The sequence below is a fragment of the Sporosarcina sp. FSL K6-1522 genome (genome assembly GCF_038622445.1).
GTDB lineage: Bacteria > Bacillota > Bacilli > Bacillales_A > Planococcaceae > Sporosarcina.
Window position 1 is genome coordinate 3,282,769 of sequence record NZ_CP152019.1, and the last position, 15,557, is coordinate 3,298,325.

Below are 15,557 nucleotides of genomic sequence, written 5' to 3' on the forward strand. Positions count from 1 at the left end.
GTTAATTTCCCCCATTACTTTTATTGATGGTAACATTTGCACTAATATCTAGCGCTTTCACAGAATGTGTTAAATAGCCGAGCGATATATAATCTACGCCCGATTCCGCATAGGCACGAATGGTATCGTTCGTAATCATGCCCGATGCTTCTGTAATGATGTTGTCCGGCACAATTTGCTTCCACTCACGAATCGTTTCTGGCGTGCAATTATCAAACATAATAATATCTGCTTTCACGGCGATTGCTTCTTGCAGCTGCGCGAAAGATTCAATTTCCACTTCAATTTTCGTCGTATGCCCAAGCGCCGCCCGAACCGTTTCGACTGCTGTTGTCAAAGAACCCGCAAAGGCAAGGTGATTATCCTTTAACATGACGGCATCAAACAACCCATTGCGATGATTGAAACCGCCGCCCATGCGAACAGCGTATTTATCCAGCATGCGAAGGCCCGGCATCGTTTTTCGTGTATCGCATACTTTCGTTCCTGTACCTTCGATTTTCTCTGCAACTCGATGCGTCTCCGTTGCAATCGCGCTCATTCGTTGGATCAAATTCAAAATGACACGCTCACTTTTCAACAAACTTTGGACCGGCCCCTTAGCTGTCGCAATGACACTACCTTTTTCAATCGTTCCGCCATCCTCCACATAACAACTAACCGTTGTACTCGGATCCACAACGCGCAACCCTTCTTCAATGACTTTTCTTCCACAAAAAACGCCATCCATTTTAGCGACAATATTCAACTCACCTGTTATCGCTTCTGGAAATAAAAACTCACTGGATAGATCACAATCCCCAATATCTTCTACATAAAATTGCTCAAGCATAGATCTCAACTTGATGGTATTCATGTTGTCGTTCCCTCATTTCGATTCCTTTTTTAGATTGGACAATATGCACTTGTCCCCATCTTTCATCTTCCACAGGGTAATCCGCCCGCTGATGGGCTCCCCTGCTTTCCAGCCTCAGTTGCGCAGCATTTGTAACGAGCTTCGCAGCTTGTAGCATAAAGAGCGATTGGATTGCGTCCATACTCCAGTCATCCAATGACATGTCATCAGTCTCGCTTTCTCCATACGCACGTAACCAATTCGCGAGAAAACGGAGGTCCGCATCCGTCCGAACAATCCCCGCATACGCCATCATTTTCTCGCGGAGCTCTACTTGATTCGGTAACAACGGTAATTGTCGCGTAGGTTTCTGCACCACAACATACCCCGTGCTAGCCATGTCATTTTGAGTCAACCGTTTATTTAAATGATTCGCCAATTTCCTCCCATAATGTAGCCCTTCTAACAACGAATTGCTGGCAAGCCGATTGGCGCCATGGACACCCGTCGCCGCCGTTTCTCCAATGGCATATAGCCCATCAATGGAGGTTTGGCCCACAGCGTCAACGACAATGCCTCCCATTAAAAAATGACAGCCTGGGGCAACAGGTATCTTCTGTTCATCAAACGACACACCATTTGCATGACACAGTGCCGTAATCGTTGGAAACTGCGCTTCAAATCGCTCAATCATCGAGATATCCAAATAGACTTCTCTTCCCGCAACACGCTGTTGATAGAGCTCCTTCGCCACAATATGCCGTGGGGCTAAATCGCCCAGCGGATGTTTGCCCGTCATAATCGGCGTCCCCCATTCATCGACCAAGCGTCCACCTGCCCCTCTAACAGCTTCAGACACCAATCCCGCTGTTCTACCATTGACATACAATAATGTGGGATGAAATTGAATGAATTCCATATCCATAATTTCCGCACCCGTTCGATACGCTAACGCAATGCCGTCGCCTGCTACAGATGCCTCATTCGATGTAAAAGCATACAATCCCCCAATGCCTCCCATTGCAAGCACAATCTGATCCGCCTGATACGTTTCGTTCTTGCCTTCTTCATCCTTCGCCTTAATGCCGATACACTTCTTCGTCACTGGATCGATAAGCAACTCATAAACGAAGCGATTTTCAATGATATCAATATCCGCTCTCAGCGAAGCATGAAGATGGTCCATTATGTATTTCCCGGTTGCATCACCGCCACAGTGGACAATCCGATTTCGGCCATGTGCACCTTCCATGCCTAAAGCCATCTCTCCCTTGTCATCCCTATCAAAATCAAGACCACGATCTGTCAACTGAGCAATTAATTCAGGCCCCTTTTCCACAAGCTCACGGACTTGTTGCTCATTATGAAAATGGCAACCTGCCTGAATCGTATCTTCATAATGAAAAACAGGTTTATCTCCATGACCAACCGCCGCCGCAATCCCTCCTTGTGCGCGATAAGAATTGCTCGCTTGTCTTGTCGATTTTGTCATGATGAGCACTCGACTTTGAGCACTTAGATGGTTGGCTAGTTGCAGGGCAGCAATTCCGCTACCGACAATGATGCAATTATACGTTTTCATGTTCTTCCTCCCGCGCTCGATAGATGTCTTGACACCTATCTTTACATAAAAGAAGAACTATGACAAGATGAATTTATCTTCATTCAGCAAATCTGTTTGTACTGAAAGCAAAGCGTCAGCTACAGAAAACTCCCACCTCAATAGGTGGCGAGATGAATGCGGTTTTGTTTTTCTGTTTAGCGGGTGTTCAAACGACTGCTGAACGATAGAGGAGCGCAGGCTAAGATCGCCACGTCCTGTGGCAACGCCTGCATGACCTGCGTCGTGCAGGCCCAAGCCTCCGGCGGATGTCACAGATTTTTTTAAGGAGCTAAGAACACAGTCTAAGTGCGCGACGTCCTGTCGCGACGACTGCATGACCAACATCCTGTTGGTCCCGGGCTCGAAAAAAATCTGGACGCAATTACGCCGAGGCGCAATTGATTACATCGTTTGGGGGAATGAGCTTTGCATTATTTCGATTATGCGGCGACAACGCCGTTACATCCAGAAGCAGCGCATGTCTATAGTAAACTTGCACAAGGATGTTATGGCAATACAAGTAGCTTACACGAGGTAGGCGCAGAGGCACAAAATATGCTAGCCTACTGCCGTGAGGAACTTGCAGGGATGCTTGGCGTCCATTCTGCGGGGATTTATTTCACAGGTGGAGGCACGGAAAGCAATCTACTATCAATTATTTCACTCGCCAAAGCAAACCGACATAAAGGGAATCATATTGTAACGACAGCCGGCGAACACCCTTCTGTTGATTCTGCCTTGGCGTATTTGCAACAAGAAGGGTTTACAATTACGACGGTTCCTTTTACAGAAGAAGGTTTTGTAGATATTCAGCGCCTTGAACAAGCATTGACTAGCGACACGATTATGGTCAGTATGCAACACATCAATCCAGAAATTGGTACCATTCAGCCGCTAGAAGAAATTGCGGCATTGCTGAAAGAACGTGCCATTCTTCTCCATAGTGATTGCGTGCAATCCTTCGGAAAAATGAATTTGAAGCCAATCGCACAACTTGTGGATAGCCTCACCATCTCTAGCCATAAAGTGTACGGCCCAAAAGGGGTCGGCGTGGCCTATATTCATCCTCGCCACCGACTTACCCCTGTCTTTCCAGGGCTTGTTCACGAATCGGGTTTCAGAGGCGGAACGGTGAACGTTCCAGGTATCGCTGCATTTGTTACTGCCGCAAGTCACGCAAATCATACGGATATCCATTGCCGGACATTTCGCGAAGCCTTTTTGGAGAAAATCCTGCAACATCCCGAGCTTTTTACGGTCTATCAAACAACGAAGGATGACAAACAATTGCCGCATATTATTGGATTAAGTGTGAAAAATGTCGAAGGACAGCTAATCATGCTAGAATTGAATCGAATCGGTTTTGCGATTTCAACCGGCAGCGCGTGCCAAGTAGGTCAACAACATGCTTCGAAAGCGATGATGGCCTTACAAGTAGAACCACACCGCGCCAAGGAATTCATCCGTATCTCGTTTGGACGTGATACGACGATGATAAGTGTTTGTCAATTAGCAGATTGCCTTGTTGAAATCGCACTGAAAACACGTGCAAGGAGCTATGTATATGAATGAAAATGAAAAAATTCTTGGGGATGAACGTCGAGCATTGATCGTCAAAACATTGCGGTCGTCTACGAAACCTATGACGGGGCGAGAACTCGGGGAAATGACCAATGTTAGCCGCCAGGTCATCGTTGGAGATATTACATTACTGAAAGCGAAAAACGAGCCGATTATGGCCACAAGCCAGGGCTATGTCTTCATGCATGCACAAGCAGCACCTGGAAAAATTGAAAAAACCATCGTCTGTCAGCACACGCCTGAACAGACGGAAGAAGAATTGAACATCCTCGTCGATCACGGCATTACTGTCAAAGATGTCAAAGTCGAACACCCGGTATACGGTGATTTGAACGCGTCGATTATGGTATCCAATCGCACAGAAGTCAAAGCCTTTATCGCAAAGGTATACGAAGCAAATGCCGCTTTCTTATCCAAATTAAGCGAAGAAGGCATTCATCTCCATACACTGTTGGCAGATAACGAGCAACAAATTCAAGATGCAGAAGTCGCATTACGAAAAGCGGGAATTCTTGTCGAATGACAAGAGTGATTTTCAAATTGCGATTCCATCCACAAACCTTCATACGCTCGTATTTTTAAAATACGGACATACAAAAACGACCTTTCACATCAGATTGGTCGTTTTAGTGTTGTTCATTATACAGTTCGCTCCCCTTTTCGATTCAAAACATAAAAAGTCGTGTCTGCTATATATAATCCAGTTATCGCTTTCAGGATTCCACCTCCCCTAAAAATCCATCAATAAAACACCCACGCCACAACAGGTCCCACAACCGAACCGAAAATTGCACAGAGTGTCATCGCTACAGAACTAATCGATGCTTCTTGTTCCCCAAGTTCAAGGGCTTTCGATGTACCGAGTGCATGAGCTGCCGCGCCAAGCCCCATCCCCCGGCCAATCGCTGTATCAATTCGCGTCCATTTCATAAATGACGGTCCGAAAATGATCCCCGTAAATCCGGCAATCATGACAAAAACAGGTGCTAATGAAGCGATGCCCCCCAATCCCGTCGCAATTTGCATAGCAATTGGTGTTGTAATCGATTTTGGTAAAAAGGAAAAAACAATCTCCTGAGAAAATCCTATCCATTTAACAAAAATAATGCCGCTCAACATGCCGACAACGACGCCCGTTAACACCCCGGTAGCAATTGGTACCAAGTTTTGCTTCAATAACTCCCGTTGTTTATATAACGGGATCGCTAACGCTACGATAGCAGGAGCTAATAACGCATCAATCCATTTGCCCCCCACCATATATGTATCATAAGGCACATTAAAGAGTACAAGAATGATGACAACTGCAGTTGTCGCTGTTAAAATCGGTACTAAAAAAGACTTATAATATTTCACATACACCACGTTCATCACAAGATAAATTGCCAACGTCATAGCAACAAAGAGAAGAGATAAAAGTACGTTTGTCATATCGTCTGCTCCTTTCGCTCAGCTGATTTACGAGCGGTCCATTGACTCGCCCAACTCGCAAGCCACATCGTAACAAATGTACTGATCATCGTAATCGGAATCAAAAGAAATCCTTTTCCAACAAAAACATGTCCATAATTCATCACACCAACAGTCGCTGGGATTAAATATAATGGCAAGTAAGCCAACAGAAAATAAGCGCCAGATTCAATCCACTGTAACCGGAAAAGCTTTAAAGAAAGTGCTGCCCATAATAGTAACAAGCCAATGATACTACCAGGTAGCGGTATATAGAGCAAATGCTGAAGCCACTCCCCTACTAGCGAAAAACCGTATAATAGTACGACATGAAAAATGATTGTCACATACTTCTTCACAAATGCCATTGTCTAGCTTCCCCCCTTCTTTCACATGTTCTATGTATGTACACAATAATCTTCCACTTCCAGAAAGTTGCAAGACTATTCGTATTGTTATAGAGAACAATGGCAAAAATATCAAAGACATCATCGATAATAATCGTCACCTTGATTATAAAATCAGCTAACGACCAATCGCCACAACGAATCTAATCGTTATGGCGATTGGTCGTTAGGCACTTTCTTATTCCTCAAAATCTTTTCTTCCCTATCAACAATGTAACTTGGGCCATTGTAAACGGCAAGTTCGTTTTCTTGCGATACGCAACGTATTTGGATTCCCAAAACTCTGCGTATTTATCTTTGAAATTTTTTAACCCTTGGAGGTGATAAAAGTACTGGCCATGTAAAAAGATTTGGGCAGCAATTTTCTCGCTCAGGAAAGAATATTTGGATTGACCAACATTTGAAAGGGGCGACATACCGATATTAAATACATGATAGCCCTCTTCCTTTGCCCACTCAAACAATGAAAGAAAAATATAATCCAGCGTTCCGGATGGTGGCCCTGGCTTAAAACGCATAAAATCCACAGAAATGCATTCATGATTATCCTACATAGGCATCAGACTTGCAAAACCGATGATTCCCTCTTCATCCCTCAAAACAGCGATGTTAGATGTATCACAGTAGCGTTCATCGAAAAAACCGAGTGAAAAACCTCTCTCCGCCCTTCCCTGTAACCATTTCGTCGATACATCTTCTAATTCATGTAGAATTTCTGACGAATAAGAAGGACTGAGGAGCTCTACCGAAAAGTGCTCCCGCTCAAATTTATTTTTAACGGCCCGATTTCCCTTCATCTTTTTACCCGCAAGTGAAAAGCTATCCAAATCAACGAATGCTTCCTCACCAAGCTTGAAAAAGCCAAATCCTTGCTCATGTAATGCTGGTAGAATTGTAGGATTCACCTCATAAAATACTGGTGTATAGCCGTAGAGATCAGCAGTTCCCAAAAACGCCTCAAAAGCTACGAAAAAGTTCGTTTCATCTCCAACCGGATTACCAAGCACAACAATCTTATCTGCATATGTCTGATACGTTAACAAAACCGTCTGATCTTCGTTCCACCATTCATATTTATCATGCAGAAAAATAAGATGAGAAAATTCTGTTCCTGTATACCGTTCAAGATGTTCTTTGATTTTCTTCTCTTGATGAATGGACGCGATTCTCTCCATTTTCTTCGGGCGTTGAATGCGATTGCCAACGACAAAAATGGCGATGGCAATGAGAATCCCAATGATTGCGCTGTAAAACAAATCGCGATAATCCGTAATCATGTAACTTTGCAAACTCGCCGGAATATGAAATTTGGCCGTTGGTAAGTTAGCATACCCAATAGACACATACATCACAGTAATGAGGATGACGACCGTGCCATCAAACAGCGCCTTCCCCCAGGTCAATACATAACTTTCGCGATAAAATTGTTTTTCCGACGCAAATAAAAGAGCCGTTACGATGAATAAAAAAATCGCCTCTTCATAATCAAATCCTTTAAAAACAGAAAAAAGTGCTGCACTCATTAACACTACCAGCGCAAGATGAAAGGCTCCTTTTACTTTATATTCAATTCCTCTGCACAACCCCAATAGCATAATTCCTGCCGCAACTGTCAACTGATGAGAGATATGCATAATCAGCAAAGCTAAAAACTCTTGAGCAATTTTCAAACGACTTAAAATACCTGGTACGGCCGCCGAGAGCAGCAAGATAGTCCCCGAGATAAACACTAAAGTCGTGAGCAACATATGACTCATCTTTTAGAATAGCACATTTGGAACGTTCCCCCACGACTGGTTCCAGCGTTACCAATATTCTTTGACAAATAGGAAAGATGCCCATAAAAATGGCAGAACAAAGTAGCCCAATCGATACAATACGAGTAAAACAAGCACTTTTTCATCCGCAATTCCTACGCTTTGCGTCCCCCATAGAAACACCAGGTCAAATGAACCTAAACCTCCCGGAATCATACTAGCAATTCCTGCACACGAAGTGATTAAAAATATAGGGAGTAAGGACGAAAGTTCAATGGGAATCATCAGCACAAACGTTAAAAACCACATGAGCAGGAAAATCGCTAGCCACTCGACGACGGATGTAATTATTAGCTGGTTAGCCACAGCTGGACCAAATGAAGACACACCCGCTTCGTTATTGCGAATGATGTTAATCATCATAAAAACAGGTGCATATAAACCAACGGCAATGACCGCTAGAAACAATCATATTTCTTCGGATAGCAACGGAAAATCCCGAAAACGGAGTGGAATGATCCATGCCAGCACGGAAATCCCCGTTAAATAAAATAGCATAACAAAAGCAATACTTTTCAATATCCCTTCTTTTTCTTCCTTATACTTTGAATAGAAATAATTGCGTAAAACAAAACCAACAAGACCACCAAACCCAATCAAATTGGAAAATGAATTGGCAATGAAAAAGTGCCTGATCAATTCCCTTGCCTTCAGTTGAATCCCTAACATCTTCGTCAAAATAACGGCATAGAAAAACATTGGCATGAAGGCACATAACGAAACTAATAAAATCAGTCCCAGTTCCCCAAATTGTAGTTGGCTGACTTCATTACGTAATAGTTTGACATCCACCCCACTAGCAGTTTGTTGAATTTCAAATATGACGAATAACAATCCCATGCGTAATGAAGACACCATCAAAATGGCTCCGCAGTAGCGCTTGCAGTCAATCAAAAACCCCTTGTCACTCCCCAGACAAGGGGTTACACTCGTTATTATAATCCGGTTTCTCGCTCCAATTGCTTCAAAAAACCAACCATATAATCATGCCTCTGTTCCGCCAGACGTTTTCCTTCTGTTGTCACCATTAAGTCTTTCAACAACAATAACTTTTCATAGAAATGCGTAACAGATGCGGTTTTCTTATCTCGGTACTCTGCCTCAGACATTTGATCACGTGCAATCTCACTAGCATCATACAATTTTCTCCCTCTTGCGCCGCCAAAGGCAAACGTGCGGGCAATCCCTATCGCGCCAATGGCATCGAGTCGATCCGCATCACGAACAATCGCCCCTTCAATCGACGTAAGGTCTTTGGCATTGCCCCCACTGAATGACACACTGTCGATGCAGGCAATGACGGCTTGTGATAGTTCTTTACTTGCTCCAATGGCTTGCAAAATCTCTGTAACAGACGGGTTATTAGCGGACTGATACTTGGCATCCTCAATATCGTGCAAAAAAACAGCGAGACGAACGACGTCCCCATTAGCAGACGGCTCTTCTGTTAAAATCTCTTCTGCGTTTTTCAATACGCGCTCAATATGTGCAAAATCATGACTTCCGTCAAACTCGTTGTATATTCCTTCAACAAATTGTCTACATTTATGAAGAATGGCTTCCATACAATCACTCCTATTAGTTGATTATGGATATCTGAAAATATGTCTGAAAATTTAGGTATATCGTTGACGCACTATGTCGAATCATGTATAGTTAAAATACCCATGTACCTAGTGGGTTGGACATTGAACGCCGAGGAGGAGAATACATGTACCAGGGAAAAGTGAAATGGTTCAGCAATGAAAAAGGCTATGGTTTCATCGAAGCGGATGACGGGGAAGATGTGTTCGTCCACTTTACCGGTATTGTATCAGAAGGCTTTAAAACGCTCGATGAAGGACAATCTGTATCCTTCGAAATTATCGAAGGTAATCGAGGTCCTCAGGCGGCGAATGTCTTAAAATTCGAAGATGAATAATCGCATACAAAATCCCGCCGGCACAACTTGCAGCGGGATATTATTTTGTAAATTTATTCATCTCTTGGCCTAAAAACTGAAGCTGTTCGCCAATTGTACAAGTTTTAATACAAAAGCGATGTGCACTCGTCTTGCCTTTGTCTTTCGATAATTGCGTTTTCAAGAAACAACCTTCACAATAGGCATCGAGGATGGCATTGATTTCACTCATCACAGTTATTTTATTCATGTTAACCTCCATCTGGCACGATTCTTCTATTCTAATATGCATTCCCTAGTGGTGCAACTAGTCAATCGAGGTGATTTAAATATGCTTGAAGTATACGTAGACGGCGCAAGTGCCGGTAATCCTGGAAAAAGCGGTATTGGTGTATTTTTGAAAGGCGAAGGACACCATATAAAAATCTCAGAGCGAATTGCACCAACAGACAATCATACAGCCGAATTTCAAGCGCTACTTCGTGGCCTAGAGGAAGCCCAAAAACTCACGACTGGAATCGTATCCGCCCGTTCCGACTCGCAAATTGTAGTCATGGCTGTTGAAAAAGAATTCGTAAAAAAAGAGACCCATAAACCTTATTTAGCAAACATTTTAGCGATTGCGAAAACATTCGATTTCTTTTTCATTAAATGGATTCCTGACGTAGACAACCGTGCAGCAGATGCGCTGGCGAGAGAAGCGATTCACAAAAAAAACTAACAGTAAAACAGGCGACTCTTCCTAACCCAAGAATCGCCTGTTTGCTTTGTATTCATACTGCCTTCATAAACATCACGACTTTATCCACCGAATCATATAATACCCATTCACAGTCGCCTACGACGGCTCCCACGTTAACAAGTACACTCTCCCCTTCAACACGATAAGGCACACCAAATTCGATAGCTTCCTGAACGCCATTCCGTAATAGTGCAGATGTATGACTATGACCATAAAATACCGGCGAGCCTTCGACTTCAGCATGAATCAGCGCCCACGGTTCTCCGCCCCACTGCCATTGATGACCATGAATCACCTTAGCTCCGCCGAACTCAAAAGTTTCAGGCATGATGGCTAATTTTTCACGTAGCGGATCATCCGTTTCCGTAATCAACACTATTCGTTCTTCTTGATTACCCCTTACAGAAAGGAATGTCAGCAACTCGGGGAAGCCAGCTGGAATCAGCATGACCTCTTCGAGTTGGCTAAATTTCTTATCCGTAATATCCTTTTTACTAATTGTGCATTCAAATAGATCCCCTGTACCGACTCGAATTGCTCCTGGCGCTTTCTCCGCAATGTCGGCGAGCACTTTTTCTAAATCACCTTTTGAAGAATGAATGTCTCCGAGTAATGCATAATGCATGTGTACATCCTCCTGAATCTGTTTAGCAATCTTTTTCGACGTTTGCATCCTCTTCGGAAATCCAGTCACTGTAGCTTCCCACATATAGACGGGTATTTTCATAGCCATTGTGCTTAAGCATCGCGTACAAAGGTGCTGCAGTTACACCGCTTCCACAATAAACCGTCACCTCTGTCGCAGCGTCAATCACTTGCCCTAACTGCTCCTTTACAGCCGCGTCCATATTAAAAAGACCGTTCTTTTTCAACTGTTCCCAGTCAAAATTCAAAGCACCTGGAATTCGCCCCGCAATAGGGTCAATTGGCTCTACCTCTCCTCGATATCGCTCTGCTGAACGCGCATCAAGTAATGCACTCGCTGTTTTCTCAGCAACCGTCTCTTCCACGAATTGACGTGAGGCATAGATGGATTCATCCCATTTCGGTGTCACAGCCGTTTTGATCGGTTGAGTGGGCATAGTCGCAATCGCAACTCCCGCCTCTTGAAGTGCCGCAAAGCCTTCAAGTGCAATAAATGCATTCGTAAAGCCTGCATATTGCAATAGCCACCATGCACGCGCTGCAAATGGGCTACCACCGTCATCATAAATGATGATGTGATCATCAAGTGCGAGGCCACTGACACGAAACAGCTCTGTTAGCGCCTCCTTCTCTGGCATTGGGTGACGTCCCGCCGATTTTGTCATATCTGACAGATCGCGCTCAAGATCCCAGTAGACTGCACCGGCTATATGACTTTCCGCATACTTATTTCTCCCTGCCTCTATATCTTGCAACGAAAATCGCGTATCAATCCATTTCGTGTTCTTAGTATCTACATTTTGTACTGAAACAAACACATTTGTCATTTAGACCAACTCCTCTACCTGTAATTTTTCGTAAATCGCACGCCATTCACTCAGCTGTTCCGTTCCTTCCAACAACGTTCGCTCCGAGGCAATTTGTTGCAAACTCTCTTTCAATAAATGCTGTCTAAGCCCTTCTGCCTCGCTATCAATCCAGCTGTCTGTCCATTTTTCAAGCAGCTCTTTTTCCTGTCCAAGATAAACCGATGCATCTTCCTTCAACAACTCTTCCAAGCGAGCCTTCAAAATATCCCGTTCACCTTTTTCAAAAAAGGCTTTTTGATTTTTAAATAGCTTATTGACACTGCTATAAACCGTCGGATCTGCATACGCGATTCCAAACGTTAACATGTCGGCATCTTGCGGTTCATATGGCGAAGGGACAATTGAACTGTCCTTCTCATACAACGTAGACATTTCAACACGTTGGCGCTCCTTCAATTGTTTTTTCATGAAATTGAGCATCCGTAAATTCGTTACTTTTAATTCTTGCGATAAATCAAAGCCAATCATCTGAACCGCCTCAGCAAGTGCATTATTCAATGCACGATCAGCCGAATTATTTGCGAAGACCGATGGACTATAAGCTTCCTTGAAAAAATCGCCGTAACGTAAAAATACACGCTGTAAAATATAATAGACCAACTCACCTAACTCATTATGTGCAGCTGTCGTTAAGACTTTCGTGAAATTATAGGCGAAGTGTTGACGCACCTCTCCTTCAATTTTGTTCAACTCTTCCAAGCGCTCCGCTTTGCGTGTCAGATTCGTTTCTGTACGTGAAATAAGTGCAGACAATCGTTCAATCGTTTTTAACGTCTCTTCTTCAAGCGCTTGGACCGCAAGTCCTTTCAAGTCGTGCTCAAGGAAATAATGGAACTCTTCTTCAAATGGTGTCATAAACGGATCTCGTCGATTCGCTATTTTGGATTCCAATGCTTGTAAGCTCGAAATGCCATGTACACGTGGATTTCGAATACCAAATTTCTGCAATTCATCCCCAACGAATGTTTTTACAGCTTCCGCCTCTTCCTCATTCGATGCAAGGTCAATCGCATTGACGATGAAAAACATCTTATCCAATTCAAAAGCATCTTTCACTCGTCCAAGCTGCACAAGAAACTCTCGATCCGCCCTTGCAAATGCATGGTTATAATACGTGACGAACAAAATAGCATCTGCATTTCGAATGTATTCAAATGCTACGTCTGTATGTCGCGCGTTTATCGAATCCGCTCCCGGGGTATCGACAAGTGTAATGCCTTTTCGCGTCAATTCACAATCGTAAAAGAAATCAATGGATTCAACGAAACAACTGCGGTCTTCTTCCGCAACAAACTTTACGAATTCATCACGCTCTACCGTCATAATTGTGCCCAACGCTTTCTCATAAACAGGATATCCTTTTTTAAAAGCCGCAACGAACGCCTTATGAATATGCAGATTTTCATCTGTCAATTCCGTATTCAATGCCACATCTGCTTGTTGGAAGGCATTATCCAAAGATGTAACGTCCACTCCAAGCGCTTCAAATGAGCGGACAACATCTTCCGTCATGCGTTCGGCTGTTTTGAGCAATACGTCAGCAGTGCGATCCGCTTTTCCTTCCGTAACCGGTCGAATACGGTTAATGGCCGCCGTCGTTGGATTTGGTGACACTGGCAATACTTTTTCGCCTATTAATGCATTCGAAAATGAGGATTTCCCTGCACTAAATGCGCCGAATAAAGCAACAGTAAATTCTTGTCCTTCGAGTCGATTGGCCTTTTTCCGTAAGTAGTCTGCCGTTTCAAGAAAACCTGGAATCACTTCAACAGACTGTGCCACATGCGCCGCATGACTCACGACTGATTCAGAGTCTGATGTAGTTAACGCAGGTTGCTCGATGATTTCATCCACTTCTTGCATTTGCTCCGGGATGGTGACCGCTTCTTCCTCATTAAAGTCAATCAGCTGAAGCTCTTTCTTTATGCTCCACTGCTGTAGAAGCGTATCTCGTCCCGTTGCCACTTGTGAAGATGGGTTGGCAATCATCAATTCTAGATTTGTTAATTGGGCTTCTACTTCTTGCACTTGCCCGATGGCTTGTAATTTTTCATCGAGTAAACGTACCTTTTGCTCAAGCGCTCCCGCATTGTCATTGCCGGCTTCTTGTGCAATATGTGCCATCTCGTGTTTCCAGTCGTCCGTCATGCGGCGGAACGCAGCATGAATCGTTGTTTTCATCCGCTCCGAGTAGTTCAATACCGTATCGCCCGTAATGACATCGGACACATTAAACTCTTTTTCAATATCGGAGAACGGAATCGACAAGTCCATCCCATCGATGTTCAATGAACGTTCGTCTGTTAAAATACCCGCTTCTTTCAAAGACTTTTTCATCAATGTTTTTAGATGTACTTCAATTTGCGCGTGAACGAGTTTCCCCATATTGTCAGCTAATGCGGTTTTACGACGTTCTCTTTCTTCCGCTGTTTTTTTCGCGCCAAAAAGTAGACCTACTTTAAAACGGGAAGATAGCGACTCCAAATAGAGCTTTAGCAGTTCACGAGTTTCATATGGCGTAATGGCTGCGCTTTGCATCAAGCCGTTCCGTTCATTTTCAAATGTTGTGGAAAACTCGTCGTCCGAGAGGAGTGCAAGCATTTTTTTAGCTTCCGTCGCTTCCTTTTGTAACTCAGTTTGCTGTTGCCATTCCTCTTCCGAAACGATTTCGGAGAATGTGTTTTTTCGTTCTACAATTTCATCCGCTAAAAATTGGCTATGCTCATCTTTCAACTTCACAAGTGTTTGCTTGGCATTGTCGACAAAACGCTCTTGCCAATTCTCCATCGAGCCGTCCACAATCGCTTTCACAGCACTGAAATCATTATGAGGATGATCTTTCTCTTTCAACGATGTGTAAAAGATGTCCTTTGGTGTAACGCCCCACATTGCAAAGGAATCTTTGACCGATTTTTTAAAGTCCTCAAATGACAGCTCGCTATCGCGATGCTTGTCAATCTGATTGATGATCAAATACACGTTATCGTTGTAACGCATCAATTCTTTTGTAAAGCGGAAATTCAATTCAGATTGCACGTGATTATAGTCCATTGTATAAAAGACGAGGTCGGCAAGATGGAGTGCCGATTCCGTTGATAATCGGTGTGCATCGTCCGTTGAATCGACACCAGGTGTATCCATAACCGTGATGCCTTCTGGCAAATTGGATTCCGTATGACCAATTTCAACGAGTGAAACCGCAGCACCATCCTTACTAAAGGATTTAACTGCCGCTGGGAATCCGTGTCCACCATATTTCACCGCGTTACCATCTGTCATATGGATGATCGCATAATCCGAATCTGTTTTCCGTACTTTTACGATGTTCGCACTTGTCGGAATCGGACTAGATGGCAATAAATCTTCGCCGGTTAGTGCATTGATCATCGAAGATTTACCTGCTGAGAAGTGACCTGCAAATCCAATGGTATATTCTTTATCAATCAGTTTCTTCGCAAACAAAGCCGTTTTATTCAAACGATCTTCATCATCATTCATCGTAAATAATTGACCGTGTGTAGCGGCTTGTTGTAATAAATTTGTCAGTTCCTGCATTTATCGTTCGACCCCTTCATCGATTGCTGTTCCCATCATACCATTTTTTATTGTTTATTATAGTGGATAAATTACGCCTTGGCGTAATTGCGTCCAGATTTTTTCGAGCTTGAGGTCTACAAGAAGTAGATCATGCAGTCGTTGCGAACCGAAC

Annotated in this window: 15 protein-coding genes and 1 pseudogene; 4 read left to right on the top strand and 12 right to left on the bottom strand. The window is 43.6% G+C overall.

Annotation, left to right across the window (positions count from 1 at the left end; translation table 11 throughout):
* Position 1 precedes the first annotated feature (1 nt).
* The gene (nadC, locus tag MKY34_RS16245; protein ID WP_342512161.1) at positions 2-856 is read right to left on the bottom strand and encodes a carboxylating nicotinate-nucleotide diphosphorylase; all 855 of its coding nucleotides are present in this window, start codon (positions 854-856) and stop codon (positions 2-4) included.
* Positions 825-2,417: an L-aspartate oxidase gene (gene nadB / locus MKY34_RS16250; protein ID WP_342512162.1), complete on the bottom strand. Its 1,593-nt coding sequence runs from the start codon at positions 2,415-2,417 to the stop codon at positions 825-827. Before nadB ends, nadC begins: the two co-directional genes overlap by 32 nt.
* A gap of 447 nt (positions 2,418-2,864) precedes the next feature.
* On the opposite strand from nadB, the gene MKY34_RS16255 reads away from it, so the two are divergent.
* Together MKY34_RS16255 and MKY34_RS16260 are read left to right on the top strand one after the other, a co-directional pair.
* A complete protein-coding gene (locus tag MKY34_RS16255; RefSeq protein ID WP_342512163.1) occupies positions 2,865-4,010 on the top strand; it encodes an IscS subfamily cysteine desulfurase in 1,146 nt (381 codons plus the stop codon).
* Positions 4,003-4,542 (top strand): transcription repressor NadR, encoded by a 540-nt coding sequence (locus MKY34_RS16260; RefSeq protein WP_342512164.1) that lies wholly within the window; start codon positions 4,003-4,005, stop codon positions 4,540-4,542. Before MKY34_RS16255 ends, MKY34_RS16260 begins: the two co-directional genes overlap by 8 nt.
* A 218-nt stretch (positions 4,543-4,760) precedes the next feature.
* Here MKY34_RS16260 and MKY34_RS16265 read toward each other — a convergent pair whose 3' ends face one another.
* The 6 genes and pseudogenes from MKY34_RS16265 to MKY34_RS16290 form a co-directional block, all read right to left on the bottom strand.
* On the bottom strand, positions 4,761-5,450 hold the full coding sequence (locus MKY34_RS16265; RefSeq protein ID WP_342512165.1) for an LrgB family protein: 690 nt from the start codon (positions 5,448-5,450) through the stop codon (positions 4,761-4,763).
* A complete protein-coding gene (locus MKY34_RS16270; protein WP_342512166.1) occupies positions 5,447-5,836 on the bottom strand; it encodes a CidA/LrgA family holin-like protein in 390 nt (129 codons plus the stop codon). Before MKY34_RS16270 ends, MKY34_RS16265 begins: the two co-directional genes overlap by 4 nt.
* Before the next feature lie 224 nt (positions 5,837-6,060).
* Positions 6,061-7,632, bottom strand: a pseudogene (gene mprF, locus MKY34_RS16275) (bifunctional lysylphosphatidylglycerol flippase/synthetase MprF).
* A gap of 48 nt (positions 7,633-7,680) precedes the next feature.
* Positions 7,681-8,100, bottom strand: a complete 420-nt coding sequence (locus MKY34_RS16280) for a hypothetical protein (protein WP_342512167.1) — start codon at positions 8,098-8,100, stop codon at positions 7,681-7,683.
* The gene (locus MKY34_RS16285; RefSeq protein ID WP_342512168.1) at positions 8,101-8,550 is read right to left on the bottom strand and encodes a hypothetical protein; all 450 of its coding nucleotides are present in this window, start codon (positions 8,548-8,550) and stop codon (positions 8,101-8,103) included. It abuts the gene before it with no gap.
* Between the two features lie 77 nt (positions 8,551-8,627).
* Complete coding sequence (locus MKY34_RS16290) at positions 8,628-9,257, bottom strand: HD domain-containing protein (protein WP_342512169.1); 630 nt, start codon at positions 9,255-9,257, stop codon at positions 8,628-8,630.
* 146 nt (positions 9,258-9,403) lie between these two features.
* On the opposite strand from MKY34_RS16290, the gene MKY34_RS16295 reads away from it, so the two are divergent.
* The gene (locus MKY34_RS16295; protein WP_342512170.1) at positions 9,404-9,613 is read left to right on the top strand and encodes a cold shock domain-containing protein; all 210 of its coding nucleotides are present in this window, start codon (positions 9,404-9,406) and stop codon (positions 9,611-9,613) included.
* 40 nt (positions 9,614-9,653) lie between these two features.
* Here the strand turns inward: MKY34_RS16295 and MKY34_RS16300 are convergent, their stop codons facing one another.
* Positions 9,654-9,842: a zinc-finger domain-containing protein gene (locus tag MKY34_RS16300; protein ID WP_342512171.1), complete on the bottom strand. Its 189-nt coding sequence runs from the start codon at positions 9,840-9,842 to the stop codon at positions 9,654-9,656.
* Positions 9,843-9,923: 81 nt separating this feature from the next.
* On the opposite strand from MKY34_RS16300, the gene MKY34_RS16305 reads away from it, so the two are divergent.
* Complete coding sequence (locus MKY34_RS16305; protein ID WP_342512172.1) at positions 9,924-10,313, top strand: ribonuclease HI family protein; 390 nt, start codon at positions 9,924-9,926, stop codon at positions 10,311-10,313.
* Between the two features lie 52 nt (positions 10,314-10,365).
* Here MKY34_RS16305 and MKY34_RS16310 read toward each other — a convergent pair whose 3' ends face one another.
* From MKY34_RS16310 to MKY34_RS16320, 3 genes are read right to left on the bottom strand one after another with little or no spacing between them, the layout of a single operon-like run.
* A complete protein-coding gene (locus MKY34_RS16310; RefSeq protein ID WP_342512173.1) occupies positions 10,366-10,959 on the bottom strand; it encodes a metallophosphoesterase in 594 nt (197 codons plus the stop codon).
* A 22-nt stretch (positions 10,960-10,981) separates the two neighbouring features.
* Positions 10,982-11,806: a sulfurtransferase gene (locus MKY34_RS16315; RefSeq protein WP_342512174.1), complete on the bottom strand. Its 825-nt coding sequence runs from the start codon at positions 11,804-11,806 to the stop codon at positions 10,982-10,984.
* Positions 11,807-15,403, bottom strand: coding sequence for a dynamin family protein (locus MKY34_RS16320; protein ID WP_342512175.1), 3,597 nt, complete (start codon positions 15,401-15,403; stop codon positions 11,807-11,809).
* Between the last annotated feature and the right edge of the window lie 154 nt (positions 15,404-15,557).